Annotated in this window: 23 protein-coding genes; 17 read left to right on the top strand and 6 right to left on the bottom strand. The window is 64.4% G+C overall.

Annotation, left to right across the window (positions count from 1 at the left end; all coding sequences use genetic code 11):
• The first annotated feature begins 63 nt into the window (after nucleotides 1–63).
• Nucleotides 64–702 (top strand): hypothetical protein, encoded by a 639-nt coding sequence (locus tag QA645_RS23295; protein WP_283044074.1) that lies wholly within the window; start codon nucleotides 64–66, stop codon nucleotides 700–702.
• A 76-nt stretch (nucleotides 703–778) separates the two neighbouring features.
• Here the strand turns inward: QA645_RS23295 and QA645_RS23290 are convergent, their stop codons facing one another.
• Both QA645_RS23290 and parE read right to left on the bottom strand, forming a co-directional pair.
• Nucleotides 779–1564 (bottom strand): porin family protein, encoded by a 786-nt coding sequence (locus tag QA645_RS23290; RefSeq protein WP_254131243.1) that lies wholly within the window; start codon nucleotides 1562–1564, stop codon nucleotides 779–781.
• A 428-nt stretch (nucleotides 1565–1992) separates the two neighbouring features.
• Complete coding sequence (parE, locus tag QA645_RS23285; RefSeq protein ID WP_254131244.1) at nucleotides 1993–4041, bottom strand: DNA topoisomerase IV subunit B; 2049 nt, start codon at nucleotides 4039–4041, stop codon at nucleotides 1993–1995.
• A gap of 274 nt (nucleotides 4042–4315) precedes the next feature.
• Here parE and QA645_RS23280 point away from each other — a divergent pair, with 274 nt between their 5' ends.
• The 4 genes from QA645_RS23280 to argC (QA645_RS23265) all read left to right on the top strand — a co-directional run bounded on the left by QA645_RS23280 (nucleotide 4316) and on the right by argC (QA645_RS23265) (nucleotide 7840).
• Nucleotides 4316–4846, top strand: a complete 531-nt coding sequence (locus QA645_RS23280; protein WP_254193559.1) for a DedA family protein — start codon at nucleotides 4316–4318, stop codon at nucleotides 4844–4846.
• 225 nt (nucleotides 4847–5071) lie between these two features.
• A complete protein-coding gene (locus tag QA645_RS23275) occupies nucleotides 5072–5755 on the top strand; it encodes an FMN-binding negative transcriptional regulator (protein WP_283044073.1) in 684 nt (227 codons plus the stop codon).
• Nucleotides 5755–6804: an N-acetyl-gamma-glutamyl-phosphate reductase gene (gene argC, locus QA645_RS23270; RefSeq protein WP_283044072.1), complete on the top strand. Its 1050-nt coding sequence runs from the start codon at nucleotides 5755–5757 to the stop codon at nucleotides 6802–6804. Before QA645_RS23275 ends, argC (QA645_RS23270) begins: the two co-directional genes overlap by 1 nt.
• A 46-nt stretch (nucleotides 6805–6850) precedes the next feature.
• The gene (argC, locus tag QA645_RS23265) at nucleotides 6851–7840 is read left to right on the top strand and encodes an N-acetyl-gamma-glutamyl-phosphate reductase (protein WP_283044071.1); all 990 of its coding nucleotides are present in this window, start codon (nucleotides 6851–6853) and stop codon (nucleotides 7838–7840) included.
• Nucleotides 7841–7905: 65 nt separating this feature from the next.
• Here the strand turns inward: argC (QA645_RS23265) and QA645_RS23260 are convergent, their stop codons facing one another.
• From QA645_RS23260 to phaC, 3 genes are all read right to left on the bottom strand, one after another.
• Nucleotides 7906–8673 carry an outer membrane beta-barrel protein gene (locus QA645_RS23260; RefSeq protein ID WP_283044070.1) on the bottom strand — a complete coding sequence of 256 codons (768 nt, stop codon included), beginning with the start codon at nucleotides 8671–8673 and terminating at the stop codon, nucleotides 7906–7908.
• 199 nt (nucleotides 8674–8872) lie between these two features.
• Nucleotides 8873–9271, bottom strand: a complete 399-nt coding sequence (locus QA645_RS23255; RefSeq protein ID WP_254131250.1) for an MAPEG family protein — start codon at nucleotides 9269–9271, stop codon at nucleotides 8873–8875.
• Between the two features lie 57 nt (nucleotides 9272–9328).
• On the bottom strand, nucleotides 9329–11149 hold the full coding sequence (gene phaC, locus QA645_RS23250) for a class I poly(R)-hydroxyalkanoic acid synthase (protein ID WP_283044069.1): 1821 nt from the start codon (nucleotides 11147–11149) through the stop codon (nucleotides 9329–9331).
• A 253-nt stretch (nucleotides 11150–11402) separates the two neighbouring features.
• Between phaC and QA645_RS23245 the strand changes: the two genes are divergently transcribed.
• The 6 genes from QA645_RS23245 (at nucleotide 11403) to QA645_RS23220 (ending at nucleotide 18327) form a co-directional block, all read left to right on the top strand.
• Complete coding sequence (locus tag QA645_RS23245) at nucleotides 11403–11678, top strand: hypothetical protein (RefSeq protein WP_254131252.1); 276 nt, start codon at nucleotides 11403–11405, stop codon at nucleotides 11676–11678.
• A 248-nt stretch (nucleotides 11679–11926) separates the two neighbouring features.
• On the top strand, nucleotides 11927–13147 hold the full coding sequence (locus tag QA645_RS23240; RefSeq protein ID WP_254131253.1) for an LL-diaminopimelate aminotransferase: 1221 nt from the start codon (nucleotides 11927–11929) through the stop codon (nucleotides 13145–13147).
• Nucleotides 13148–13186: 39 nt separating this feature from the next.
• Nucleotides 13187–14503 (top strand): homoserine dehydrogenase, encoded by a 1317-nt coding sequence (locus tag QA645_RS23235; protein ID WP_283044068.1) that lies wholly within the window; start codon nucleotides 13187–13189, stop codon nucleotides 14501–14503.
• Between the two features lie 80 nt (nucleotides 14504–14583).
• Nucleotides 14584–15585, top strand: a complete 1002-nt coding sequence (gene glpX, locus QA645_RS23230) for a class II fructose-bisphosphatase (RefSeq protein ID WP_283044067.1) — start codon at nucleotides 14584–14586, stop codon at nucleotides 15583–15585.
• An 88-nt stretch (nucleotides 15586–15673) separates the two neighbouring features.
• Nucleotides 15674–16393, top strand: a complete 720-nt coding sequence (locus QA645_RS23225) for a haloacid dehalogenase type II (protein WP_254131256.1) — start codon at nucleotides 15674–15676, stop codon at nucleotides 16391–16393.
• A 197-nt stretch (nucleotides 16394–16590) separates the two neighbouring features.
• Complete coding sequence (locus tag QA645_RS23220) at nucleotides 16591–18327, top strand: hypothetical protein (protein ID WP_283044066.1); 1737 nt, start codon at nucleotides 16591–16593, stop codon at nucleotides 18325–18327.
• Nucleotides 18328–18355: 28 nt separating this feature from the next.
• Here the strand turns inward: QA645_RS23220 and QA645_RS23215 are convergent, their stop codons facing one another.
• Nucleotides 18356–19021 (bottom strand): GntR family transcriptional regulator, encoded by a 666-nt coding sequence (locus QA645_RS23215; protein ID WP_283044065.1) that lies wholly within the window; start codon nucleotides 19019–19021, stop codon nucleotides 18356–18358.
• Nucleotides 19022–19137: 116 nt separating this feature from the next.
• Between QA645_RS23215 and QA645_RS23210 the strand changes: the two genes are divergently transcribed.
• The 6 genes from QA645_RS23210 (at nucleotide 19138) to QA645_RS23185 (ending at nucleotide 25547) form a co-directional block, all read left to right on the top strand.
• Nucleotides 19138–19932, top strand: a complete 795-nt coding sequence (locus tag QA645_RS23210) for an enoyl-CoA hydratase/isomerase family protein (protein ID WP_283044064.1) — start codon at nucleotides 19138–19140, stop codon at nucleotides 19930–19932.
• Between the two features lie 9 nt (nucleotides 19933–19941).
• Entirely contained in the window at nucleotides 19942–21201 is a 1260-nt protein-coding gene (locus QA645_RS23205; protein WP_283044063.1) for a CoA transferase, read from the top strand.
• Between the two features lie 55 nt (nucleotides 21202–21256).
• A complete protein-coding gene (locus QA645_RS23200) occupies nucleotides 21257–22249 on the top strand; it encodes a tripartite tricarboxylate transporter substrate-binding protein (RefSeq protein ID WP_254193573.1) in 993 nt (330 codons plus the stop codon).
• Nucleotides 22250–22508: 259 nt separating this feature from the next.
• The gene (locus QA645_RS23195) at nucleotides 22509–22991 is read left to right on the top strand and encodes a tripartite tricarboxylate transporter TctB family protein (RefSeq protein WP_283044062.1); all 483 of its coding nucleotides are present in this window, start codon (nucleotides 22509–22511) and stop codon (nucleotides 22989–22991) included.
• Nucleotides 22992–23001: 10 nt separating this feature from the next.
• The gene (locus tag QA645_RS23190) at nucleotides 23002–24540 is read left to right on the top strand and encodes a tripartite tricarboxylate transporter permease (RefSeq protein ID WP_283044061.1); all 1539 of its coding nucleotides are present in this window, start codon (nucleotides 23002–23004) and stop codon (nucleotides 24538–24540) included.
• On the top strand, nucleotides 24537–25547 hold the full coding sequence (locus QA645_RS23185; RefSeq protein WP_254131264.1) for a 4-hydroxythreonine-4-phosphate dehydrogenase PdxA: 1011 nt from the start codon (nucleotides 24537–24539) through the stop codon (nucleotides 25545–25547). The genes QA645_RS23190 and QA645_RS23185 overlap by 4 nt, the downstream gene beginning before the upstream one ends.
• Nucleotides 25548–25560: the final 13 nt, after the last annotated feature.

Here is a 25560-nt window from a genome sequence, read left to right as displayed (position 1 = left end):
GAGACTAGCCGTAGCTTCGGTTGGGATACAATGGCCGCGGACGCAGGGCCGCGGGAAGGATGCATGTCCGTGCGCAAGACCATTCTGGGCGTCGCTGCTGCAGCCGTCCTTGTCGCGGCCTATGCCGCCATTCCGCGGGACGCGGATCTGCGGGCGTTCGATCCAGCCGAAATGGCGCGTCTCGAGACGGCGATGTGGCGCGACTATTACGACAAGCGCTATGTCGCGCTGTCCTACCATCTCTATGAGTCCACGCGGACGCAGTTCGGCTTCTCGCCGTTCAAGAGCCTGCATGTCGCGCTGAGCGCTGCCGAGGCGGCCCGGGCGTTCCAGCCGACCCGGTCACGCCGGGAAGCCGATGCGGCCCTGCCGGCGCTCGTGGCGTACTACCGCGATGTCGCAACGGCCGCGCCCGTGACGTTCGAGGTGGAGGCGGCCGCGCGCCTGGAGCTCGACTGGTGGCAGGCGCGCCGCGAGGCGGTTGGTCCGCAGGACTATGGCCTGACCATTGCGCGCGTGACGGCGCTGACATACGGCGGCAGCGCAGAGGATGCCGGGATCAGGCGGTTCGGCGTCGCGCGGGCCGAAGCGATGGCATACCGCGATGCGCGCGGTGAGGGGATCACGGAGTCCGACTGGGCCGCCATCGAAGCCCGGCTGGTCGACGCTTACCGGTCGCTGAAGGCGAGCGTCGCGCGCTAGGGCCTCAAAACGAAAAAGCCCCGGCGATGCCGGGGCTTTGACGTCTGAAGTGAAGTTCAGCTCAGTACTTTTCGGCTCAGTACTTGGCGACGACCGGGCCGGTCCAATTGAAGCGGTAGACCAGCGAGGTCGAGATCGTCTGGTTCCAGCTGTTGGCGCGGATGCTGTTGACGCCGGTCGGCAGGTTGGTGACGTTCGAGATCTCGTCCTGGGTCTTGGCGTTGTAGAAGGCCGAACGGTACTCGGTCTTCATGAACCAACCGGGGGAGGAGATGCCGAAGATGTTCAGGCTGTTCTCGACGCCGCCGCCGACGAAGAAGCCGTTGCGGTTGTAGCCGTTCAGGTGGACAGCGGTCGGGCCGCCAGCCAGGGTCGTGAAGTTGGTGCTGCCGAAGTGAGCGCCGGAGTAACCGCCGTTGACGTAGGAGAGAACGTTCGGAGCGACCAGCCAGCCGAGGCGCACACCAGCGGCCCAGGAGTCTTCCAGCTTCTGGCTGCCAGTGAGGCCGAGGAGCGGATCCTGCACGGTGGAGCGGATGCTGCCGAACTGACCGTCAGCGAACACGCCGGCGACCCAGGTGCCGCTGAACTGCCAGTCGTAGCCGGCGCCGACGGTGCCGAACCAACCCGAACCACCCTGACGCTGGGTGATGGTCAGCGGAACAGCGCCGACGGTCGACTGGACGGACTGGTCGGAGTTCGAGAGACCGCCGCCGCCACCGCCGAACACGTAGAAGCCGGTCCAGCTGGCAACCGGGGCAACCACCGGAGCCTTGACGTAGGGACGGGCAGCAAGGTCGGCCGCCGAGGCCGAACCGGTCATCGCCGCGACCGCGGTCAGTGCGAGTGCAATCTTCTTCATGATAAAATCCCCAACCTTGGTCCGTAGCAGGCGCGAGCGCTCTGAAGTCCGTGTGATCTGATGCCCGGACTATAGACGGTTCTCTCCGAAATGCTGTTGCAGGGCAGGCACAGTTGCCGGAAAACGCCCGCCAGCCGGGTTTAAGGGCGGTCTTGCTCGGTTTCAGAAAAACCATGTAATTTCAATTCATTACGCGAATTCCGGCGCCTCCCGTTTCGGTAGGTTTTCGTTAGGAATTCGCCTTTGTCCGAAACGGAGGCAATCCTGCCTCAGCCCTTGGCTTGCCGTCTGGCCACCGTGAGTCGCTGGCCGAGTCGCGCATTCGGGGATGCGAATCTCGCGGATCGATCGTCGGCAAGGGGCTGCACCGTCTCCGCAAATGAAAAAGCCCCGGCGTCGGCCGGGGCTTTTCAGCGGGAACCGCCGTCTCAGACGTCGAGCAGCTCGTCGCTGGCGAACTCGGCCTTGTCGGAGATGAAGGCGAAACGTGCCTCGGCCTTGGTGCCCATCAGGCGCTCGACCGAGTCGGCCGTGGTGTCGCGGTCGTCGGGCAGCAGGACCACCTTGAGCAGCGTCCGCTTGACCGGATCCATGGTGGTTTCCTTGAGCTGCGCCGGCATCATCTCGCCGAGGCCTTTGAAGCGATTCACCTCGACCTTGGCGTTGGCGTTGAACGCGCTCTTGATCAGCTCTTCCTTGTGCTTGTCGTCGCGCGCGTAGACCGACTTCTGGCCGTGGGTCAGCTTGTAGAGCGGTGGCACGGCGAGGAAGAGATGTCCTTCGTCGATCAGTTTCGGCATCTGCCGGTAGAAGAAGGTGATCAGCAGCGAAGCGATGTGCGCGCCGTCGACGTCGGCGTCGGTCATGATGATGATGCGCTGATAGCGCAGATCCTCTTCGCGATACTGCAGGAGCTGGCCGCAGCCGATCGCCTGCACGAGGTCGGAGAGCTGGGCGTTCGCCGTCAGCTTGTCCTTGCCTGCGGAGGCGACGTTGAGGATTTTTCCGCGCAACGGCAGCACGGCTTGCGTCTTGCGATCGCGCGCCTGCTTGGCGCTGCCGCCTGCCGAGTCACCCTCGACGATGAAAAGCTCTGAGCCTTCGGTGCCGGCGTCCGTGCAGTCGGCGAGCTTGCCGGGCAGGCGCAGCTTCTTGCCGGCCGTCTTGCGCGCCGTCTCCTTTTCCTGACGACGGCGCAGCCGCTCTTCAGCGCGGTCGATCACGAAGTCGAGCAGCCGGTTGGCCATGTTCGGATTGCCCGACAGCCAATGGTCGAACGGATCCTTCATCGCCTGTTCGACGATCCGCTGCGCCTCGGCAGTGGCGAGACGATCCTTGGTCTGGCCCTGGAATTCAGGCTCGCGCACGAACACCGACAGCATCACGGCGGCGCCCACCATCACGTCTTCCGAGGTGATGGACGAGGCACGCTTGCCCTGGCCGACGCGCTCGGCGTGATCCTTCAGGCCGCGCAACAGCGCGCTGCGCAGGCCGGATTCGTGCGTGCCGCCATCGGGCGTCGGCACGGTGTTGGTGTAGGAGGACAGGAAGCCGTCCGCATCCGCAGTCCAGGCCACGGCCCATTCGCAGGCGCCATGTGCGCCGTTGCGGCCCGACTTGCCGGAGAAGATGTCGGGATGCACCAGCGTGTCGGCGTGGATCGCCGCGGCCAGATAATCCTTGAGGCCGCCGGGGAAGTGGAAGGTCGCTTCCGCCGGCACGTCCTCGACGCCCTTGAGCAGCTCGGGCGCGCAATTCCAGCGGATTTCGACGCCGCCGAACAGATACGCCTTCGAGCGCGTCATCTTGAACAGGCGCTGCGGCTTGAACGCGGCCTTGGCGCCGAAGATGTCGGTGTCGGGCTTGAACCGCACGCGCGTGCCGCGGCGGTTGTTGACCTTGCCGAGATCCTCGAGCTTGCCCTTGGGGTGGCCGCGCTCGAAATTCATGCGGTAGAGCTTCTGGCTGCGCGCGACCTCGACCTCGAGCCGCGAGGAGAGGGCGTTCACGACGGAGATGCCGACGCCGTGCAGACCGCCCGAGGTCTCGTAGACCTTGCTGTCGAACTTGCCGCCCGAATGCAGCGTGCACATGATGACTTCAAGCGCCGACTTCTTCGGGAACTTCGGATGCGGATCGATCGGGATGCCGCGACCATTGTCGGTGACGGTGAGGAAGCCGTCTGCCGAAAGCTCGACGCCGATGAAGGTCGCGTGCCCGGCCAGTGCTTCGTCCATCGAGTTGTCGATGACTTCGGCGAACAGGTGATGCAGCGCCTTCTCATCGGTGCCGCCGATATACATGCCGGGCCGGCGCCGGACCGGTTCCAGGCCCTCGAGCACCTCGATGTCGGCGGCCGTGTAATCGGCCTCGCCACCGCTCGCGCGTGGCGCTGCCTTCGCGGCGGTCGCGCGCCCCTTCGGCTCATTGCCGTCGAACAAATCGTCTTTGCTTTTTGTTTTCAACTGCTTGGACATATATCTTGATGCGTTTTGAGGGCCGCGCAAGCGGCGAATCGATTAGGCCGACTATGCCACTTCTGGCCCCGAAAGGTTACCGCAGCGCCGGCCGGACGCTGTGGGTGGGAGCTAATGCCGGCGATTTTACGCCGCAAGCCAACCAAGTCCCGGCAATTTGACGCTGCTGTCCGGCCATAGCCGGTTTTTGTGACTTGATGTCACACAACCCCTTGGCTTACCAGTCTTTTCCATCTGACAGGACCTCGAGGCGGGGCGGGAAGGCTATTCTGGAATGGAGCAGTACGCGCACGCACTGGCCGATTTCGTGCGCCATCACCAGGCTTGGGCTGCTCCGATCGTGTTCCTGCTGGCGTTCGGGGAATCGCTGGCCTTCATCTCGCTGCTGATCCCGGCCTGGGGCGCGCTGGTCGCCATCGGCGCCCTGATCGGGGTGAGCGGCATCAGCTTTTATCCGGTCTGGATCGCCGGAGGCATTGGTGCCGCGCTGGGCGACTGGGTCTCCTACTGGTTCGGTTTTCGTTACAAGGAGCGGGTCGCACAGATGTGGCCGCTCTCGCGCTATCCGGAACTTCTGCCCAAGGGCGAGGCCTTCGTACGCACCTGGGGCGTGCCCAGCATCTTCATCGGCCGCTTCTTCGGCCCCTTGCGCGCCTCCGTGCCGCTTGCCGCCGGCATTTTCGAAATGCCGTACTGGAGCTTCCAGGCCGCCAATTTCGTCTCGGCGCTGGTCTGGTCGGCGGCACTCCTGCTGTTCGGCGACGTGATCGCGAAGATCATGGAATGGCTCTGGCGGGTGATCTGACGCCGCGAACCTTGACGGAAACCGCATCTCGCCCTATAGCCGCGCGCCATGATCAACGCCGCGACCATCCTGTTCGCCCGTCGCCGCCGCCGCTCTTTAGCGGTTTGGGCGGTCGATCGCGTTTGAGATCATCGTCTTTGCCGCTGGATCCGATCCGCGGCATTCTCTCTCCTGTCAGCGCGATCTGATCCGGCGGCCCGCAAGGAGGCCCAGCAGGAGACCACGATGTACACGCCACCCTTTTTCAAGCCGGACCGCGCCGCGAGCCTGAAATTCGCAGGCGAGCGCGGTTTCGGCACCATCTGCGCCTTCGATGGCCATAAGCCGATCGCGTCGCCGCTGCCGTTCTATCTGACCTATTCCGCCGACGGCACGCCGCAGGCCGCCTTTCATGTCGCCCGTCACAATCCGCTGGTAAAGCTTGCGGATGGGGCGACGTCCTGGCTGCTCGCGGTCAACGGCCCCGATGCCTACGTATCGCCCGACTGGTACGTCTCGCCGGATCAGGTGCCGACCTGGCTCTACCAGTCGGTGCATTTGAGCGGAGCTGTCAGGCTGTTGTCGGACGATGAGTTGGCGCTGCAGATCGACACGCTCAGCGACATCTTCGAGAACTGGCTGCTGCCAAAGAAGCCGTGGACGTCGGCCAAGATGACGGCGGGCCGGCTCGAGACGATGAAGAAGGGGATCGTGGGTCTGGTGATGACGGTCGAAGAGGTCGAAGGCAGCTTCAAGCTCAACCAGCACAAGTCCGATGCCGACTATATGGCGATCGCCGATGCGCTGGGCTCGCAGGCGGATGCGGACTCGCGCGCGATCGCAAGCCTGATGCGCGAAGCGAGACCGTTGGCCTTCGCAACAGATGCGATACAAGCACAACAAGCGCTTGCGCCTGAAGGGGGCGTGTGATGAGCACGAAGAAGAAGATCGGCATTCTCGGCGCGTCCGGCTACACCGGAGCCGACGCGGTGCGCCTGCTGGCGCGGCACCCGAATGCCGAGATCACCGCGCTCACCGCCAACACCCATGCCGGCAAGGCCATGAGTGAAGTGTTTCCGCACTTCTTCATGCTCGACCTGCCAAGGCTCGTGGAGTGGGAGAAGGTCGACTGGACCAAGCTCGACGCAGTGCTCTGCGGGCTGCCGCACGGCACCACGCAAGAGATCATCGCGGCCGTGCTCAAGGCCAATCCGAAGATCAAGATCCTCGATATGTCCGCGGATTTTCGCCTGCGCAACAAGGACACCTACGCGCAGTGGTACGGCCATGAGCACCGCGCGCTCGAACTGCAAGGTGAAGCGGTCTATGGGTTGACCGAATTCTACCGGGAGAAGATCGCTTCGGCGCGGCTGGTCGCCTGTCCCGGCTGTTATCCGACCGCGGCGTTGCTGGCGTTGGTTCCGCTGGCGAAGGCCAGGCTGATCGACGTTGATGACATCATCATTGACGCGAAATCGGGCCTCACCGGAGCCGGTCGCGGGCTGAAGCAGAACACGCTGTTCAGCGAAGCGGGCGAGGGGCTGTCGCCCTATTCGGTCGGCACTCACCGGCATGCGCCTGAAATCGAGCAGGAGATCAGCCTCGCTGCGGGCTCTGCGGTGACGGTGAATTTCACGCCGCATCTGATTCCGATGGCGCGGGGCGAATTCTGTACCTCCTACGTCAAGCTCAACGGTGCAACGCCCGACGATTTGCGGGCGGCACTGCAGAATGCGTACGCGAACGAGCCGTTCGTGCATGTCGCCCCAAAGGGCGTGCTGCCACAGACGCAGAACGTGCGCGGCTCCAACTATGTCCAGATCGGCGTCGTTGCCGACCGCATCAAGGATCGGGCGATCGTGCTTTCGACGCTCGACAATCTGGTGAAGGGTTCGGCCGGTCAGGCGATCCAGAACATGAACCTGATGTTCGGATTTCCTGAGACCGCGGGGCTGGAGCAGATCGCGCTGTTTCCATAAGGCGAGGCGCCGACGGTGATACGAACAAGCTCGAAAGGAGCGTGCCATGAGTCTTTCTGAAGTCGACGCCAAACAGGCCTCGAGCAGCGCTGCAACGACAAAGCCTGCCACCGTCTTCGTCGACGGCGGCTCCGGCACGACCGGGCTCGGCATCAATGAGCGGCTCAAGCTGCAGAACGACGTCGTGGTGAAGACCATCGCCGACGACAAGCGCAAGGATCCCGCGGCCAAGAAGGCGCTGATGGAGGAGGTGGATCTCGTCATCCTCTGCCTGCCCGATGATGCCGCCAGGGAAACGGTCGCGCTGATCGACAGCATGGGCGCCTCGGGCCCGAAGGTGCTCGACGCCTCGACCGCCTACCGGGTTGCGCCGGACTGGGCCTACGGCTTTCCGGAGCTCGCCCCGGACCAGGCCAGCAGGATCAAGGCCGCGAAGAAAGTTTCCAATCCCGGCTGCTATCCGACCGGCGGCATCGCGCTGCTGCGGCCGATCGTCGATGCCGGCCTGTTGCCACCTGACTATCCCATCAGCGTCAACGCGGTGAGCGGCTATTCCGGCGGCGGCAAGTCGATGATCGCGAGCTTTGAAGACGGCAGCGCACCGTCCTTCGAGCTCTATGGCCTTGGCTTCGAGCACAAGCATCTGCCGGAGCTGCAGCTCTATTCGAACCTGACGCGGCGGCCGATCTTCATTCCCTCGGTCGGCAATTATCGGCAGGGCATGCTGGTCTCGGTCCCGCTCCAGCTCGACACGCTGCCGGGCAAGCCCAGCGGCGCCGACCTGCAGGCCGCGCTCGCCAAGCGCTACGCGGGTTCGAAATACGTCTCGGCGATGCCGCTCCAGAATGAAGCGAGCAAGGGCGGCCGGCTCGAACCGGAAGCGCTCAACGAGACCAACATGCTCGAGCTCTACGTCTTCGCCAGCGACAAGTATCACCAGGCGGTGCTGGTCGCGCGGCTGGACAATCTCGGCAAGGGCGCCTCGGGCGCAGCCGTGCAGAACATGCGGCTGATGCTGGGGCTGCCGGAGGAGTAGGGCGTTGTTCGCCGCACGCAGAGCAGGACTTCTTGAGTGATGCGCTGCGTGCGGGACTCCAGACCTCAGTACTTGGCGATGACCGGGCCGCCGAACTTGTAGTTGATGCGGGCCGTGATCAGGTCGACATCCTGACGAATGCTATCGGTGCGCGAGAACGAGCCGACCGGCGCGAGCGCGCCGTTGGCCGTGAGCGTGACGTCGTGGCGGCCCATGAACAGGTGATCGTATTCGAGGCCGACCGACCAGTTCGGGGCAAAACCGTACTCGAAGCCGACGCCGACCGTGCCGCCCCAGCGGGTCTCGTTGGCACCATCGAACTCGGCCCCGGCAAGACCGCCTGTGCCGATGCCGCGGTACTGATTGCTGGTGACCGCGGCGCCGCCCTTTACATAGAGCAGCGCATTGTTCCAGGCGTAGCCGACCTGGCCGGTGAACAGCCCGAAGGCGTCGATATGGGTGCGGTTCGCGACGCCGAGCACGGCGCTGGTATTCCGGCCCGAGAGATCGGCCCAGTCACCCTGCGCTTCGAGGCCAAACACGAAGGCACTGCTCTGCCAGCGATAGCCGATCTGGCCGCCGGCGACGGCGCCCGTCGCATCATGACAGCCTTCGGCGATGCCGACCGGGAAGCCGGCGGTTCCGTTCCAGCAATTGTGCGAGGAGCCATAGCCGCCGTTGGCGCCGATGTAGAAGCCGCTCCAGTCATAGACGGTGGCGATCATCGGCGGCGCCTTGGTGTAGGGGCGGGCAGCGAGGTCGGCAGCGTTGGCTTGCGTCGCGATGGCGGCGAGCGAAACCGCGCCGAGTGCGAAAATCATTTTCCGGTTCATGTCTGTTCCGAATCAATCAATTGCGATGCGTGAATTTTGCTGTGGATGGGTGACAACCTGTACGGGCAATCTGTCGCGCCAGTCGGTTTTTGCCGCACTGTCATCTTTCGGCAACAGCTGCGGTTGATGGCGGACAGCCGTCAGGGTGCGGCAGGCCTGAAGCCTTCGCCAGGCATCGCCCCGCATGCGGGGTGCGCAGTCAGAAGATCTTGAAGATCGCCAGCGCCAGCACGGCCTGCGCGAGGAAGCCGACGGTGAAGGCCAGCGTGCGGAACACGGGGACGCCGAGGGCATAGACGATCAGATGCGCGACGCGCGACCAGAAATAGACCACGCAGGCGAGCACCGTCCATTTCGAGGAATAGTCGATCGCGTTCAGGATCAGCACCAGCGGGGCGAACAGCACGAGGTTCTCGACTGCATTGTCATGCGCGAACATCAGGCGGTTCGCCCACTCCGACTGCGGCTTGTCGCCGCGCGAGGGATTGGCCATCGCGCCGCCGAGGCCCCGAATCTGGCAGCGGTTGATGGTGTAGGGAATCCAGAGGATCCCGGTCAGGATCACCGTGCACGTCAGCCAGAACAATTCGCGCGTCATAACCCGGTCCCCTCCAAATCGATGTCGTGAGCTTATACGAAAGCGCGCGGCATTGCGCTATGCGCGAACCCTGACATAGCTGCCCGGAGCGTCCTCGATCGGCGGCTGCGCCTCGGTACCGACGCTGCGCGCTGGCACTTCCTCCGGATCGAGCCCGCCGAGCCATTCGCGCCAATCCGGCCACCAGGAGCCCTTGTGCTCCACCGCGCCCTTCATCCACTGGGCGACGTTGACGTCCTTGATGTTGTCGTTGGTCCAGTACTGATACTTGTTCGAGACCGGCGGATTGACGACGCCGGCGATATGGCCGGAGCCGGACAGCACGTATTTCACGGGACCGCCGAAGAATTGCGAGCCGTACAGCACCGATTCCGCCGGCGCGATGTGATCCTCGCGCGTGGCGAGGTTGTAGACGGGCACCATGACCTTGGAGAGATCGAGCAGGGTGTTGTCGAGCACCATCGTGCCGGTCGACAGCCGGTTCTCCAGATAGCAGTTGCGCAAGTAATAGGAATGGTTCGCCTGGGTCATCCGCGTGGCGTCGGAATTCCAGTGCAGCAGGTCGAACGCGCTCGGCTGCTGGCCCTTGAGATAGTTGCTGACCACGTAGGACCAGATCAGGTCGTTGGAGCGCAGCATGTTGAAGGCCATCGCCATCTTGGAGCCTTCGAGCACGCCGGACGCCTTCATGTCCTGCTCGAGCGCCGTGATCTGGCCCTCGTCGACGAACACCAGGAGATCGCCGGCATGGGTGAAGTCGACCTGGGCGGCAAAGAACGTCGCCGAGGTCACGCGCTGGCGCCGCTTCTCGGCGAGCCATGCCAGCGTGGTCGCGAGCATGGTGCCGCCGACGCAATAGCCGGCGGTGTGCACCTTCATCTCGCCGGTGATGCGCTCGATCACGTCCATCGCCGTGAGCGGGCCTTCCTTCATGTAGTCTTCCCAGCTCTTGGCGCCGAGCTTCTTGTCGGGATTGACCCACGAGATCACGAACACGGTGATGCCCTGGTCGACGCACCACTTGATGTAGGATTTCTCCGGCTTGAGATCGAGGATGTAGAACTTGTTGATCCAGGGCGGCACGATCAGCAGCGGCGTGCGCAGCACTTTCTCCGTGGTCGGAGAATACTGGATCAGCTGCATCATCTCGTTCTGGTAGATCACCTTGCCCGGCGTCGTCGCCATGTTGACGCCGACGACGAGGTTGTCCGGATTGGACTGGCGGATCTTCAGCATGCCCTTGCCGGCGGCGATGTCCTCCGCCAGCATCGTCAGGCCGCGCGCGAGGTTCTCGCCGCTGCTGGCGACCGTCTCGCGCAGCACTTCCGGATTGGTCAGCACGAAGTTCGACGGCGAGATCGCGTTGGTGACCTGCTGCATGTAGAACTCGGCCTTGCGCCGCGTCTGCGGATCGAGCCCCTCGGCATCGTGCACCAGCTCTTGTGCCCATTTGGTCGTGAGCAGATAGAGCTGCATCATGAAATCGAAGAACTGGTTCGACTTCCATTCCGGATCGGCAAAGCGCTTGTCGCGCGGCGAGGGCGCGATCGCGGGCTCGGCCTCCTGGCCGGCCATCCGCCGTGCGGCCGAGCCCCAGAGATCGAGATAGTCCTTGGCGAGCTTGGTCTGGAGGTCGGACGACCGCGACTGGTCCGACAGCCAGTATTCGGCGACCGACGTGAAGGTCTTCACGACCTCGGTGAGCTCGGCCGGCGGACGGTCCTGCACCTCGCCGGTTTCGCGCGGCTTCAGATACGCGGCGAGCGCCTTGCCGCCGCTCTCCATGGCCCGCGCGACATTCATCGCGAAGGCTTCCGCATCGAACTTCGTTTCGGAGTTGGTCCCGGATTTGGGCGTGTCGGTCGTGGCGCTACTCATGAAGGCGACAGTAACGATTCATTCCCTATTCGTCACCGCGAAGCTCGCTGGTTTTGCGTTAAACACGCGCGGAAGATGTGCTGCACTGCGACAAGGCTTCTTGCTTTTGTCACAATCGCAGTGCACCTCTCCTGGTGTGGGCCTTGGATGATTTCTCGCTCGTACCATTTGTGGGCAGCAATGGTTTGAGCTTGGGCAGGTTGTTGGGATAAGCTCCCACAGCCTCGCATGGGACGAGTAGGGGAATTCCCAGGTGTTTGCGTTGTGGGACCTGCAAAAGTCGCGGCTTGCCGGCTGCGTGCTGCTGATGGCGGCGCTCGCGCTGGGCGGCTGTTCGAGTCAGCTCGCGGACATGTCGGCCGCCGACACGCCGGCTCATCCCAAGGAGCCCGGGGCCTATCTGCCGGTGCACGATCTGCCGCCGGATCGTGATCAGGCGATCATCCCGCCAGAGCAGCGCGCCAAGATCGAGGCCGAGCTTGCGGCCGCCCGCGACCGCCAGGCCGTCGCCGCCAAGGACGCCAAGTAAGCTCCGCCGATTCGGCGCGGGACGGCCATCGCAGGGCGCGCAAGGTAATCGCTGGCGCCCCCGCCACTCCGTGCTAAAAAGACTTCAATTCAGCCGAGAGTCAGGGCGAAGGAGTTCAGTCCTTGTCGCCGAAAATTGCTCCAAGTATTTGATTTTGAGCAATTTTTGTGTGCATGGCGAGATCTCCTCGAAGGGTGGTCATCGCCCATCGATTCTATCCTGACCGGTTGCCCGGAGCCCAGAGAGCCATGGACGATTTTTACCGCATCCGCCGCCTTCCGCCTTACGTGTTCGAGCAGGTCAATCGGGCCAAGGCGGCCGCGCGGAATGCCGGTGCCGATATCATCGATCTCGGCATGGGCAACCCGGATCTGCCGGCGCCGCCGCATGTGCTGGAGAAGCTCAAGGAGACGCTCGGCAAGCCGCGCACCGACCGCTACTCGGCCTCCCGCGGCATCCCCGGCCTGCGCCGGGCCCAGGCCGCTTATTACGAGCGCCGCTTCGGCGTGAAGCTCAACCCCGACACCCAGGTCGTGGCGACGCTGGGATCGAAGGAGGGGTTTGCCAATGTGGCCCAGGCGATCACCGCGCCGGGCGACGTCATCCTCTGCCCGAACCCGAGCTACCCGATTCACGCCTTCGGCTTTTTGATGGCGGGCGGCGTGATCCGCTCGGTGCCGTCGGAGCCGACGCCGCAATTCTTCGAGGCGGTGGAGCGGGCGATCGTGCATTCGATCCCGAAGCCGCTCGCGCTCGTGGTCTGCTATCCCTCGAACCCGACCGCCTATGTCGCGAGCCTCGATTTCTACAAGGACCTCGTCGCCTTCGCGAAGAAGCATGAGATCCTGATCCTGTCCGACCTCGCTTATGCCGAGGTCTATTTCGACGAGAGCAACCCGCCGCCCTCGGTGCTCCAGGTGCCCGGCGCGATCGACGTCACCGTCGAGTTCACCTCGATGTCGAAGACCTATTCGATGGCCGGCTGGCGCATGGGCTTTGCGGTCGGCAATGACCGCGTGATCGCGGCACTCGCCCGCGTCAAATCCTACCTCGACTATGGCGCATTCACGCCGGTGCAGGTCGCTGCGACCGCGGCGCTGAACGGCCCTGACGACTGCATCAAGGAGATGCGCGACACCTATCGCAAGCGCCGCGATGCGCTGGTGGAATCGTTCGGCCGCGCCGGCTGGGAGATTCCGCCGCCGGAGGCCTCGATGTTCGCCTGGGTGCCGCTGCCCGAAGCCTTCCGCAGCGTCGGCAGCATGCAGTTCGCGACCCTGATGGTGGAGAAATCCGGCGTCGCGGTCTCGCCCGGCGTCGGCTTCGGCGAGCATGGCGAAGGATATGTCCGCATCGCCATGGTGGAAAACGAGCAACGGATCAGGCAGGCGGCGCGCGGCGTGCGCCGCTTCCTTGAAAGCGGCATCGAAACGTTGCACAACGTCGTTCCGCTCGCCAATCGGCGCTAATTCTCTTCAAGTTCTCTTCGACAGGTTTTCCTAGGCATCATGGTTGCACCCCTGAAAGTGGGCATAGCGGGGCTCGGCACCGTGGGCGCCGAAGTTGTCCGTTTGATTGAAACGCAGGCGCGCGTGCTCGCGGGCCGCAGCGGTCGCGGCATCCGCGTCGTCGCCGTCACCGCGCGCTCGAAGGCCAAGAAGCGCAGCATCGATCTGCGCGGCGTCGAATGGGCCAAGGATCCGTTGGCGCTCGCCACGCATCCCGGCATCGACTGTTTCGTCGAGCTGATGGGCGGCGCCGGCGATCCCGCGCTGTCCGCGGTCGAAGCCGCGCTGACGGCCGGCAAATCCGTCGTCACCGCGAACAAGGCACTCCTGGCCAAGCACGGGATCAAACTGGCAAAAGCCGCCGAAAAGCATGGCGGTGCGCTGAATTTCGAGGCAGCGGTCGGCGCCGCGATTCCTGTCATCAAGACGTTACGTGAAGGTCTTGCGGGAACCGGCATCAACCGCGTCTATGGCATCCTCAACGGCACCTGCAATTACATCCTGACCCGGATGGAGCAGGAGGGCCTGTCGTTTGCCGAGTGCCTCAAGGATGCGCAGCGGCTCGGCTATGCCGAGGCGAACCCGTCCTTCGACGTCGACGGCCACGATACCGCGCAAAAGCTTGCCATTCTCGCCAGCCTCGCTTTCGGCACGAAAGTTGCTCAAAGCGCGGTGTATGTCGAAGGTATCTCCTCCATCGCGCCGGAAGATCTGCGCGCCGCTGACGATCTCGGTTACCGGCTCAAGCTGCTCGGTGTTGCCGTTCGCACCGCCAAGGGCATCGAGCAGCGCGTGCATCCGACCATGGTTCCAAAAACCTCTTCGATCGCGCAGGTGATGGGTGTCACCAATGCGGTCACCGTCGATGGCGAGGGCATTCCGCCGATTACGCTGGTTGGCCCCGGTGCGGGCGGTGCTGCGACCGCGTCCGCCGTGGTCGCGGATATCGCCGACGTCGCACGCGGCATCCGCGCCAATCCGTTCGGCCGGCCGATCGCGCAGCTGCGCGACACCAAGAAGGCGCCGATGGAGCGGCACGAGGGCGGCTATTACATCCGCCTCCTGGCGCGCGATTTCCCGGGCACCGCGGCTGCGATTGCGACCCGGCTCGCGGAGCAGAAGATATCGATCGAGTCGATCGTGCAGCGTCATCCCAATGGCGGCGCTGCTCCGGCCGACGGCAAGGCGGTCCCCGTGCCCGTCATCCTGATCACCTATGCCACGCACGAGGACGCGGTGCGCCGCGCGCTCGCGGCCGTGCAGAAGGACAAGGTGATCAGCGGACGGCCGCAGGTCATTAGAATCGAGAAGAACTGACACGGTTCGAACGAACTGTGGGTGTTACGAGTTGATGCGGACGGAGATTTCCGTCCCAAACGTTTCGAAGGAGTTAGCCGATGTCGACCCATATTTCAGTGCCGCCGCAAGCATTGCTCGAGCGCATTCTCACGCTGGAGATCGTGCGCGTCACGGAGCGGGCCGCGGTGTCGTCGGCGCGGCTGCGCGGGCACGGGCAGGAGAAGGCCGCCGACCAGGCCGCCGTCGATGCGATGCGCCGCGAGCTCAACAAGCTGCCGATCCAGGGCACCATCGTGATCGGCGAGGGCGAGCGCGACGAGGCGCCGATGCTCTTCATCGGCGAGAAGGTTGGCGTGAACGCTGGTCCGGAAGTCGATATCGCGGTCGACCCGCTCGAAGGCACCACGCTGTGCGCCAAGAACATGCCGGGCTCGATCGCCACCATGGCGATGGCCGACGGCGGCACGCTGCTGCACGCCCCCGACGTCTACATGCAGAAGCTCGCGGTCGGCCCCGGCTACGCCAAGGGCGTCGTCGAACTCGATGCGACGCCGGCCGAGAACGTCCGCCGTCTCGCCAAGGCCAAGGGCGTCCAGCCTGACGGCATCACCGTCCTCGTGCTCGATCGTCCGCGTCATGCCAGCATCATCGAGAGCGTGCGCTCGACTGGTGCTGCCGTGCGCCTCATCACCGACGGCGACGTCGCCGGCGTGATCCACTGCGCCGATCCCGACAACACCGGCGTCGACATGTATCTCGGCACCGGCGGCGCGCCGGAAGGCGTGCTCGCGGCGGTGGCGCTGCGTTGCATCGGCGGCCAGATGCAGTGCCGCCTGATCCTCGATTCCGGCGAGAAGATCGAGCGCGCCGCCAAGATGGGCGTCAACGATCCCAAGATGATCTACGGCATCGAGGACATGGCGCGCGGCGACTGCCTGTTCGCCGCGACCGGCGTCACGACCGGTTCTCTGCTGTCGGGCGTGAAATTCCGCAAGGACGGCGTGATCGAGACCGAGACGGTGGTGATGCGCTCCGTCACCGGCACCGTGCGCTACATCAAGGCCGAGCACCGCGAGCTCGCCAAGTTCCACCTCGACTAGGCTGACGACACGCGACCCTCATTCCGGGCCTGCGCCGCGCGGCGCATCCCGGAATGACCAAGAACAAGCAACATACAGGGAAGCGCCCATGTCCGATCTCTCCGCCGTCAAAGCTCTCGTCTTCGACGTGTTCGGCACCGTCGTCGACTGGCGCACCAGCCTGATCACGGACTTCATGTGGTGGGGGAAGGGCCGCGGCATCAGCACCGACTGGACCGCTCTGGTCGACGGCTGGCGCGCCGTGTACTCGGCCTCGATGGACGACGTGCGCAAGCATCCCGAGCGCGGCTATGTCATGCTCGACGATCTGCACCGCCGCTCGCTGGAGAAGCTGGTCGAGCAGTTCGCGATCAAGGGCCTCACCGAGGCCGATCTGGATTATCTCACCAAGGGCTGGCATCGCCTGCACCCCTGGCCGGACAGCGTCGCCGGCCTGACGCGGCTCAAGACCAGGTTCGTGATCTCGCCGCTGTCCAACGGCAATGTCGCGCTGCTCACCAACATGGCGAAGTTTGCGAAGCTGCCGTGGGACCTCGTGATGTCGGCCGAGCTGTTCGAGCACTACAAGCCCGATCCCGAGACCTATCTCGGCGCGGCCAAGCTGCTCTGCCTCAAGCCGGAAGAGGTCATGATGGTCGCTGCCCACAATTACGATCTCAAGGCGGCCCAGAGCTACGGCTTGAAGACCGCCTTCGTGGCGCGTCCGACCGAGTACGGCCCGTTGCAGAAGATCGATTTTGAAGCCACCGGCCAATGGGACATCGTGGCCAGGGATTTCGGCGGCGTCGCCGACCAGCTCGGCTGCTAGGCCGGGCGCCCCGCATAATCCACAAGCCCCTTCTTCACGCTCAGCCTCTTACCGTTCGCGCGCCGCGAGCGGAAGCCGAGGAGCGTCGCATCTCATTCGCATTCCTGTAACAGTCCGCTCGCAGACTGCGCGCGGAATGAAGCGCGACGTGGGCGTGCTGCCCGTCTTGCAAAAATCACAAATTTGGGAAAACGCCGATGGCTGTCAAAGGATTGCGCGTGTTCGCGGTGATTCCGCGGACTGTGTTTGTGGCTGGCTTGCTCGCGTCGACTGCGCTCGCCAGTGTGCCGGCGCGCGCCGACCAGGACGATTTCCATTTCCGGCCGGGCCATCTGCTCCTCAGCCGAGCGGTCTATGACAACAAGGCTTCGAACATCACGGCCGGCGTCACCCAATTGCCGCCGAACTGCGTGGCGCCGAATTGCGCCACGGCGACCGCGGACGGCATTTATCCGATGGTGTTCAGCAACGATCTCGTCGATGCCTCCTTCGGTATCACGGCCAAGATCGTGCTCGACGAGCTGCGCCTGAACGGCCATCGCATCCATTCGCTCGAAGTGCCGAACAGCGGCCAGCACGGCGTCACCGCGAACAGGGACCAGATGGTGACGAGCTTCTCGTCGAAGTCCGAGATCGGGCTGAACCTCTCGATCGATCGCCACAGCGTATCGTTTATGGGTTACCTCGCACCAGTCGACGCGATCGACGTGTCGAACTCCAACACGCCCGATGTCGTCGATTCGACCAATCCGGTGACATCAGCGTATTCACGCGTGATCGCGACGGTCGACGAGCATGGCCGCTTCCGTTTCACCAAGACCAACGCCTATAGCGGCAACAACGGCCGCGCTGCGATCCTGAACGACCGGGCCGGTGCCAATGTGTTCTACACCACCGGCAATGCCGGCAACGGCGGCAATCCTCAGCCGAACGGCGTGATCATCGGTGCGGGCGCGCAGATCATGACATCTGCGAAGACCCCGCTCGTCGATCAACCCGATCCGGGCCTGCCGACGCCGGTCGGGAGCTTCAATGTCACACAGTTGAGCCTGAAGGCTGACAAGGTTGGCAAGGACACCAACTTCCGCGGCCTGACCGTGTTCAACGACGTGATCTACGTGACCAAGGGGAGCGGCGGCAACGGCATCAACACGGTGTACTTCATCGACACATCGGGCTTCGACGCCAATGGCAAGCCGCTGGCGTGCCCCAATGGCGTCGGTCTGCCGAGCCCATCGGCGAAGCTGCCGACGACTCCGATCTACTACGATGCAACGAAGCTCCAGACGCTTGGCGTCACGCCTTACAATATGTGCGTGCTCAAGGGTTTCCCGACCAATCTCGCGAAGACCGCGACCTCGTTCCCGTTCGGGATCTGGTTCGCGGATGCCAAGACTCTCTATGTCGCCGACGAAGGCGACGGCACCAATACGTACAGCGCCGTGACCAACACCTACACCGTCGCTGCGGCCCAGACCGGAGCGGGCTTGCAGAAATGGGTGTTCGACGACGCGGCCAAGACCTGGAAGCTGAGCTACACGCTGCAGGCGGGTCTTGGCCTCGGCGTTCCCTATACCGTTCGCGACTATCCGACCGGCAACAACGCTGCGACCGGGCTGCCGTGGTCGCCGGCGACTGACGGGCTGCGCAACATCACCGGACGCGTCAATACCGACGGCACGGCATCGATCTGGGCGATCACCTCCACTGTGAGTGGTGGCGGCGATCAGGGCGCCGATCCGAACAAGCTTGTCATGATCAAGGACAAGCTCGCCGCGACCGCGCTGCCGGCAAACGAAACGTTCAGCACGGTGCGCACCGCGCGCTTCGCCGAAGCGCTCCGCGGCGTGTCGTTTACACCGGAGACTGGCCTGGGCCGTGATGCGGACGACCGTGACGGTGCCTGCGACCGCGACGACGACGATTGCCGCTGATCGGAATGAGCCGGAAGGCGGCGCCGCCTTACGCGATCTTCAGCGTGGGCTCGCTCACCTCCGTCTCCGCATAGCCCGCCTGCAACACTTCTTCCCGCTTGTGCCGCAGATGCGCGCGCAAGATATGGGAGAGCCCGGCGCCGTCGCGGCGCTGGAGCGCGTTCAGGATGGCTTCGTGCTCGCTGACGGCGAACGCCCAGCGTTGCGGCGTCATCGGCGTCACATAGCGTGCGCGGCGGATGCGTGCGGTGACGGATGCGTAGAGCCCGGTCAGCACGGGATTGCCGGCCGCATTGACGATCCCCTCGTGGATGGCGCGGTTACCGCGGTAATACTGGATCAGATCGCCTTCGCGATAATGCTGCACCATCGCTGCGTGCGCAGCCGCGATCTCCGCGATCTCGCGATCGCTGATGCGTTCGCAGGCAAGCTCGCCGGCCAATGCTTCGAGGCCCTGGCAGACCTCGAAGAGGTCGCGCATGTCCTTGTCGGTCAGTTTTGCCGCGCGCGAGCCGCGATGGGGCAGGAGCTGCACGAGGCCCTCGGCAGCGAGCACCTTGAGCGCCTCGCGCAACGGCGTGCGCGAGATGTCGAGCCGCTCGCACAGTTCGCGCTCGGGAATTCGCGCGCCCGGCGGGATCTCGCCGTCGAGCAGAATGTCGCGGATACGGCCGACGACCTCCTCATGCAGCATGGAATAATCCCCAATTTGAATGCAAAAATGAGCCAGTAGACCAAAGTCTGGCAATTATATCTTGAAATTCTCAATTTTTGCATTCAAAAATACAAAAAACAGCAGGGATCGAGGAAATGGACCAGGCCGTAGCGGCGGACGACCTCGTTTTTGAATGCAACGACGGCATCGGGCGGATCACCTTCAACCGCCCGCAGGCGCGCAACGCCTTCACCTTCGCCATGTACGAGCGGCTCGCCGCCATTTGCGAGCAGGCCAACGACGATCGCTCCATCAAGGTGCTGGTGCTGCGCGGGGCCGGCGACAAGGCCTTCGCCTCGGGCACCGACATCAACCAGTTCCGCGAATTCAAGACGCCACAGGACTCCATCGACTACGAGAACCGGATCGACCGGGTGCTGACCACGCTCGAGCAATGCCGGGTGCCGACGATCGCGGCGATCAACGGTTTCTGCACCGGCGGCGGGGCGGGCATCGCCGCGGCGTGCGATCTGCGCATCGGCACACGCAGCACGAAAATCGGCTTTCCGATCGCCCGCACGCTCGGCAATTGCCTGTCGATGTCCAATGTCAGCCGTCTCACGGCCCTGATCGGGGCTGCGCGGGTCAAGGATTTGATCTTCACCGCGCGCCTTGTCGATGCGGCGGAGGCAGCCCAGGTCGGGCTGCTCGGCGAGGTCGTCGAGGATCTTCCGGCGCTCGACAGGCGTGCCGACGAGCTCGCGCGCCTCGTCGCCAGCCATGCACCGCTGACGCTGAATGCGACCAAGCAGGCGGTGGCCCGCCTGCAAAAGCGCCTGACGCGGGACGAGGGCGAAGACCTCATCCTGATGTGCTACACGAGCCAGGATTTTCGCGAAGGGCTCGATGCTTTCCTCAACAAGCGCTCCCCGCAGTGGCGCGGTCAATAGGACGCCCCGATGCCAAGCGATCGATCGCAATCCGCCTCACGTCGTTCCGGCCCGCTCGCCGGCCTCAAGGTCATCGATCTCACCCACGTCATGGCGGGGCCGACCTGCACCCTGATGCTCGCCGACATGGGCGCCGACGTCATCAAGATCGAGAAATGGCCGAACGGCGACGACACCCGCCATTCGGTGCCGCCCAGGATCGGCGACGAGGCGGCCTCGTTCCTGATGATGAACCGCAACAAGCGCGGCATCGTGCTGGATCTGAAAACCGACGGCGGCAAGGAGGTGCTGCGTCGCCTGATCGCGGACGCCGATGTGCTGGTCGAGAATTTTGCGCCGGGCGCGATGGAGCGTCTTGGGTTCGGCTATGAAGAGCTGCACGAAAAATTTCCGGCGCTGATCTATTGCTCGCTGTCAGGCTTCGGTCGCACCGGTCCCTACAAACACCGTCGTGGGTTTGACCTGGTCGCACAAGCAATGAGCGGCATCATGAGCTTTACTGGCGAACGCCCCGATGGCCCGCCGGTGAAATGCGGCCCGCCGCTCTCGGACATCACCGCCGGCCTGCTCGCGAGCATGGGGATCCTTGCCGCCTACACCCACCGTCTCAAGACCGGCGAGGGGCAGTGGGTCGAGACCTCGCTCTACGAGGCGGCGCTGGTGCAGACCTATTGGCAATCGACCATCGCGCTCGCCGCCGGCACCGCGCCGCGCGCGATGGGTTCGGCCCATCCGCTGAACGCGCCTTACCAGGCGTTCGAAGCCGCCGACGGCTGGCTGGTGGTCGGCGGGGCCAACAAGAAGCACTGGCTGTTGATGCTGGAGGCGCTCGGCGCGAGCGAGCTGGCCTCCGATCCGCGCTTCGTCAACGGCGCCGACCGTATGGCGAATTTGAAGGAGCTCGAAGCCGTCCTGAGCGAGCGCTTCCGCACGCAAACGCGGGCGCACTGGCTCGCGGCGCTGGACGAGAAGGGCGTGCCCTGCGGCCCCGTGCACGACATGCTGGAGGCGCTCGGCGATCCGCAGACGCTGGCGCGCGAGATGGTTGTCGAGGTCGAGCATTCCACGCTCGGCCCGGTCAAGACGATCGGGTTGCCGGTCAAGTTCTCGGAAACGCCGGGCAAGGTTGTGTCCGGCGCGCCCATCTATGGCGAACATACGCGCGAGGTGCTCGCCGAGCACGGGTTCGATCAAAAGCAAATCGAAGCGCTCGAACAAGAAGGCGCAATCGTTTCGGCTTCAGGGGACCGCAGGGAGCGCGTCGCCTGAGCGGACGTCGAGACGGCTGATCAAACAAAACAGAAAAAATCAGTTGGAGGAAATCATGCGTGGGACGTCTCTCTTCATGTTGTCCGTCAGTGCAGCCGTGTTCGCAGGCATTGCGCCGGCGTTTGCTGCCTGGCAGCCGCAGAAGCCGATCGAGTTCGTGGCGACCGCAGGTCCTGGCGGCGGCACCGACAACATCGCCCGTGCGGTGCAGAACATCATCACCAAGTACAAGCTGACGGACCAGCCGATCGTCGTCGTCAACAAGGCCGGCGGCAGCGGCGCCGAAGGCTATGTCTACGGCAAGGCTTCTGCCGGCGATCCCTACAAGGTGATCTTCGGGACCTCGAACGCCTGGCAGCAGCCGCTCGTCTCCAAGGTCGCCTTCAACTACACCGACCTCACCCCGATCGCGGCGATGGCGCAGGACGAATTCCTGCTCTGGGTCAAGCAGGACGCGCCCTACAAGACGGCGGGCGATTACCTGAAGGCTGCGGCAACCGGCGACTTCAAGATGGGCGGTGCGCAGTCCAAGGACACCGACGAGGTCCTGACCCGCATGATCGAGAAGGCCGGCCATGTGAAGCTGACCTACATCCCCTTCAAGAGCGGTGCCGAAACCGCCGTGCAGCTTGCCGGCGGACATCTGGATTCCCACGTCAACAATCCCAGCGAAAGCATTGGGCAGTGGCGCGGTGGCACGCAGCGCCCGCTGTGTGTCTTCAGTCCGAAGCGGCTGCCGCAAGGCGCCAAGGTCACGGCCACCGAAGGCTGGGGCGACGTGCCGACCTGTGCCGAACAGGGTCTCGACATCAAGCAATATGAGCAGCCGCGGACGGTCTGGTTGCCCGGCAAGGTCACGCCGGAGCAGGCCGCCTATTATGTCGATCTCATGAAAAAGGTGCAGGCGACGCCGGAGTGGAAGGACTACATCGACAAGAGCTCGCAGATCGACACGTTCCTCACCGGGGCGGACTTCGACAAATTCATCAAGGAGGATCTCGAGCACCTCAGGCAGGTTGCAAGCGAGCAGGGCTGGCTGGTCAAGTGAGGCGGGGCTGTTGCATCAGCTTTGATGGAAGCAGGGCTTACCCACCAGCTCCGCTGTCGTCCCTGCGAACGCAGGGACCCATACCGCGTGATCCGTCGAGGAGTGTTGGTCGTCGTACCCGGGTGGATGTGACGTCAAGTCCGCGTCAAACTACTCCCTGGGGTTATGGGTCCCTGCGTTCGCAGGGACGACAGCGAATGCTGGGCAAAGACGTGGGCGTCTTAGCCGGCCGCTGTCCGATGCCACAAGGGAGCCTTCGATGATCTCGCGCCGCGCCCTCGAACTCGCGACCGCGATCCTCACCGGCAGTTTTGGCGTTGCGGTGGTGGTCCAGAGTCTGGACAACGGTATCGGCTGGTCGAGCGCGGGCGTGGATTCCGGCACGTTCCCGTTTCTGACCGGCATCATCATCGTCGCCGGCAGCCTCTACAATCTGGCGCGCGGCGTCGTGCCGGCCGCGACGCTTGCCAGCGTTCCCATCGCGATCACGTCCGTTGAGCTGCGGCGGCTGGCGGGACTGTTCGTGCCGGCCGCGATCTTCGTTGCCGCCATCCCGCTGCTCGGGATGTATCTGGCGTCGGCGGCTTACGTGTTCGCGGTGCTCGCGATCCCTCGGCACCAATCCGTGGTGCGTTCGGCGGTGACGGCGGCGGCAACGGCGCTCGCGCTCTACGTCGTGTTCGAGCGCATGTTCCAGGTGAGCCTGCCGCACGGTGCGCTCGCTGCGGCCCTCGGTTTCTAAGGGGAGGGCGATGGACAATCTCTCAGAGCTCTTCCACGGCTTCACCATCGCGGTCACCGTGCCGCATCTGGCGCTGATGGTGGTCGGCGTTCTGCTCGGCATTCTCGTCGGCGTGCTGCCGGGGCTGGGTGCGCCGAACGGGGTGTCGCTGCTGCTGCCGCTGACCTTCGGCATGCAGCCGGTGTCGGCGATCATCCTGCTCTCCAGCATGTATTGGGGCGCGCTGTTCGGGGGATCCGTGACCTCGATCCTCTTCAACATCCCGGGCGAGCCGTCCTCGGTCGCGACCACTTTCGACGGCTATCCGATGGCGCGGGATGGCCGGCCGACCACCGCGCTCGCCACCGCCTTCGGCTCGGCGGCGTTTGGCGCGCTCGTTGGCGTCATCCTGATCACCTTCCTGGCGTCATGGGTGGCGCAGGTCGCGCTTGCCTTCGGACCGCCGGAATATTTTGCGGTCTATTTCCTGGCTTTCGCGAGCTTCGTCGGCATGGGCGGCGCGGCGCCGATCAAGACCGTGGTGGCGCTCGCCATCGGCTTTGCCATCGCCGCCATCGGCATCGACACCGTGTCCGGAAGCGTCCGCCTCACCATGGGCGTGGACGAGCTGGTCAAGGGCGTGAACTTCGTCGTCGCGGTGATGGGCCTGTTCGGCATCGGCGAGCTGCTGGTCGCGGTCGAGGAGGAATTTCATGCGCGCGCGGTCTCCTCCAGGATCGACTGGCGCGAGGTGTTTCGCGCCGTCAGCCGCCTGCCGCGGCACGGCGTTGCGCTGCTGCGGAGCGCCGCGATCGGCTGCTGGATGGGGATCACGCCGGGTGGCCCGACCGCGGCATCCTTCATGAGTTACGGCATCGCCCGCCGCTTCTCGCGTCGCGGCCGCTATTTCGGCACGGGCGAGGTCGAAGGCATCATCTCGCCGGAGACCGCCGACCACGCCGCCGGCACCAGCGCACTGCTGCCGATGCTATCGCTCGGCATTCCCGGCTCGGCCACCGCGGCCGTGATGATGGGCGGGCTGATGATCTGGGGCCTCAATCCCGGGCCTATGCTGTTTGTCGACCAGAAGGACTTCGTCTGGGGCCTGATCGCCTCGATGTATGTCGGCAACATCGTCGCGGTCGCGCTGGTGCTGCTGACCGTGCCGGTGTTTGCCGCGTTGATGCGAATTCCCTTCGTGATCATCGCGCCGCTGATCGTGATCATCTGCGTCGTCGGCGCCTATTCGGTGTCGAACTCCTATCTCGACGTCGTCATGATGCTCGGCTTCGGCGTGGTCGGCTATCTCTTCAAGAAACTGTTCTATCCACTGGCACCGCTGGTGCTCGCCATCGTCATCGGCGACAAGGCGGAGGATGCGTTCCGGCAGTCGATGCTGATGTCCAAGGGATCCCTCGGCATCTTCTTTGCCAACAAGCTGGTGACCTGCCTGGTCATGGGCGGCATCGCGCTGCTGCTGCTTCCGCTCGTGCTGCAGCTGGCGCGGCCCTTCCGCAAACCCAATTCGCCCACTGCCGAGACGCCCGCCCAAGAAAAGGTGATCATATGACCGCAAAGCCGCTCATTGCGCTGGCAATGGGAGATCCCGCCGGCATCAGCCCGGAGCTGACGGCAAAGCTCGTGGCGCTGGACGAGATCCGCAGCCGCTGCCGCCTGGTCGTGATCGGCGATCGTCGCATCTTCGACGCGGGCGCACGCGTCGCCGGCGCCACGCCGGAGCTGACGAAGGTGGAGCAGGGGGCCGACTTTCGCGCGGCGAAAGGCGAGGCGCTGTTCGTCGATCTCGGCCATCTCGACCCCAAGGAGGTTGAACCGAAAACCGCGACCCTTGCCGGCGGCAGGTTCGCGCTTGCCAACTACCGCCACGCGCTCGAGCTTGCCCGGGATGGCCGCGTCGACGCCGTCTGCTTCACGCCCTTCAACAAGCAGGCGATGCGGTATGCCCGCGCCGACTACGACGACGAGATTGCATTTTCCGCGGAGGTCGCCGGGCTCAAGACGCCGGCCAGCGAATTCAACGTGCTGGGCGAACTCTGGAATGCGCGGGTCACCTCGCACATTCCGCTCAAGGATGTGGCTGCAAAGCTCTCCGGCGATCGCATCCAGCGCGCGTTGAAACTCACTGATGCCTGCATGCGCAATGCCGGCTTTGCGCGGCCGCGGATTGCCGTGGCAGGCCTCAACCCGCACGCCGGCGACGGCGGCAATTTCGGCCGTGAGGAGATCGATGTCATCGCGCCGGTGGTGGAAGCGGGCCAGCGCGACGGCATTGCCGTGGAGGGACCGTTTCCGGCCGACACCGTGTTCCTGCGCGCCAAGGCCGGCGCCTTCGATGCGGTGCTGACGATGTATCACGACCAGGGCCAGATCGCGATGAAGCTGATGGGGTTCGATCGCGGCGTCACCTTGCTCGGCGGCTTTCCGTTTCCGATCTGCACGCCCGCGCACGGCACCGCTTACGACATCGCTGGCCAAGGCGTCGCATCGACCGGCGCCAGCCGTGCGGCGGTGCTGCTTGCGGCCGAGATGGCGGCGCGGCGTAGGGGCGACGCTTGAGCCGCCCCTTGCC

The organism is Bradyrhizobium sp. CIAT3101 (assembly GCF_029714945.1).
Classification (GTDB): Bacteria; Pseudomonadota; Alphaproteobacteria; order Rhizobiales; family Xanthobacteraceae; genus Bradyrhizobium.
This window is presented reverse-complemented; position numbering and strand designations above follow the sequence as displayed.

Coding starts and splice junctions, on each gene's coding strand:
- QA645_RS23185 (WP_254131264.1), top strand. CDS start 24,537: ATGACCGCAAAGCCGCTCATTGCGCTGGCAATGGGAGATCCCGCCGGC.
- QA645_RS23195 (WP_283044062.1), top strand. CDS start 22,509: ATGATCTCGCGCCGCGCCCTCGAACTCGCGACCGCGATCCTCACCGGC.
- parE (WP_254131244.1), bottom strand. CDS start 4,041: ATGTCCAAGCAGTTGAAAACAAAAAGCAAAGACGATTTGTTCGACGGC.
- QA645_RS23240 (WP_254131253.1), top strand. CDS start 11,927: ATGGACGATTTTTACCGCATCCGCCGCCTTCCGCCTTACGTGTTCGAG.
- argC (WP_283044071.1), top strand. CDS start 6,851: ATGAGTCTTTCTGAAGTCGACGCCAAACAGGCCTCGAGCAGCGCTGCA.
- QA645_RS23290 (WP_254131243.1), bottom strand. CDS start 1,564: ATGAAGAAGATTGCACTCGCACTGACCGCGGTCGCGGCGATGACCGGT.
- QA645_RS23235 (WP_283044068.1), top strand. CDS start 13,187: ATGGTTGCACCCCTGAAAGTGGGCATAGCGGGGCTCGGCACCGTGGGC.
- QA645_RS23210 (WP_283044064.1), top strand. CDS start 19,138: ATGGACCAGGCCGTAGCGGCGGACGACCTCGTTTTTGAATGCAACGAC.
- QA645_RS23295 (WP_283044074.1), top strand. CDS start 64: ATGTCCGTGCGCAAGACCATTCTGGGCGTCGCTGCTGCAGCCGTCCTT.
- QA645_RS23260 (WP_283044070.1), bottom strand. CDS start 8,673: ATGAACCGGAAAATGATTTTCGCACTCGGCGCGGTTTCGCTCGCCGCC.
- QA645_RS23280 (WP_254193559.1), top strand. CDS start 4,316: ATGGAGCAGTACGCGCACGCACTGGCCGATTTCGTGCGCCATCACCAG.
- phaC (WP_283044069.1), bottom strand. CDS start 11,149: ATGAGTAGCGCCACGACCGACACGCCCAAATCCGGGACCAACTCCGAA.
- glpX (WP_283044067.1), top strand. CDS start 14,584: ATGTCGACCCATATTTCAGTGCCGCCGCAAGCATTGCTCGAGCGCATT.
- argC (WP_283044072.1), top strand. CDS start 5,755: ATGAGCACGAAGAAGAAGATCGGCATTCTCGGCGCGTCCGGCTACACC.
- QA645_RS23205 (WP_283044063.1), top strand. CDS start 19,942: ATGCCAAGCGATCGATCGCAATCCGCCTCACGTCGTTCCGGCCCGCTC.
- QA645_RS23275 (WP_283044073.1), top strand. CDS start 5,072: ATGTACACGCCACCCTTTTTCAAGCCGGACCGCGCCGCGAGCCTGAAA.
- QA645_RS23220 (WP_283044066.1), top strand. CDS start 16,591: ATGGCTGTCAAAGGATTGCGCGTGTTCGCGGTGATTCCGCGGACTGTG.
- QA645_RS23190 (WP_283044061.1), top strand. CDS start 23,002: ATGGACAATCTCTCAGAGCTCTTCCACGGCTTCACCATCGCGGTCACC.
- QA645_RS23200 (WP_254193573.1), top strand. CDS start 21,257: ATGCGTGGGACGTCTCTCTTCATGTTGTCCGTCAGTGCAGCCGTGTTC.
- QA645_RS23215 (WP_283044065.1), bottom strand. CDS start 19,021: ATGCTGCATGAGGAGGTCGTCGGCCGTATCCGCGACATTCTGCTCGAC.
- QA645_RS23225 (WP_254131256.1), top strand. CDS start 15,674: ATGTCCGATCTCTCCGCCGTCAAAGCTCTCGTCTTCGACGTGTTCGGC.
- QA645_RS23255 (WP_254131250.1), bottom strand. CDS start 9,271: ATGACGCGCGAATTGTTCTGGCTGACGTGCACGGTGATCCTGACCGGG.